Raw genomic sequence first — 721 nt, 5'->3', positions numbered from 1 at the left:
TTCACAAACCTAAAACATCTTGGGCGTTGTATGGTTAAGCCTCACGGGCAATTAGTATGAGTTAGCTTAACACATCACTGCGCTTCCACATCTCACCTATCAACGTTGTGGTCTCCAACAACCCTTCTGTGTACTCAAGGTACAAGGGATGACTCATCTCTTGGCCGGCTTCCCACTTAGATGCTTTCAGCGGTTATCCGTTCCGAACATAGCTACCGGGCAGTGCCATTGGCATGACAACCCGAACACCAGCGGTTCGTTCACTCCGGTCCTCTCGTACTAGGAGCAACTCCAATCAATCATCCAACGCCCACGGCAGATAGGGACCGAACTGTCTCACGACGTTCTAAACCCAGCTCGCGTACCACTTTAAATGGCGAACAGCCATACCCTTGGGACCGACTTCAGCCCCAGGATGTGATGAGCCGACATCGAGGTGCCAAACACCGCCGTCGATATGAACTCTTGGGCGGTATCAGCCTGTTATCCCCGGAGTACCTTTTATCCGTTGAGCGATGGCCCTTCCATACAGAACCACCGGATCACTAAGACCTACTTTCGTACCTGCTCGACGTGTCTGTCTCGCAGTTAAGCTGGCTTCTGCCTTTGCACTAACCGTACGATGTCCGACCGTACTTAGCCAACCTTCGTGCTCCTCCGTTACTCTTTAGGAGGAGACCGCCCCAGTCAAACTACCCACCAGACACTGTCCCCAACCCCG

1 rRNA gene is annotated in these 721 nt (G+C 52.8%); it reads right to left on the bottom strand.

The annotated features are described in order from the left end of the window. Window positions 1-30: 30 nt before the first annotated feature. Window positions 31-721: ribosomal RNA gene (locus ACFO3I_RS19020) — 23S ribosomal RNA — on the bottom strand; the annotation flags it as partial.

This window comes from Rheinheimera marina (assembly GCF_042654345.1).
In the GTDB taxonomy this organism is placed as follows: Bacteria; Pseudomonadota; Gammaproteobacteria; order Enterobacterales; family Alteromonadaceae; genus Pararheinheimera; species Pararheinheimera marina.
The sequence above is the reverse complement of the archived record's forward strand: the minus strand, read 5'-3'. Positions and strand labels throughout refer to the sequence as shown.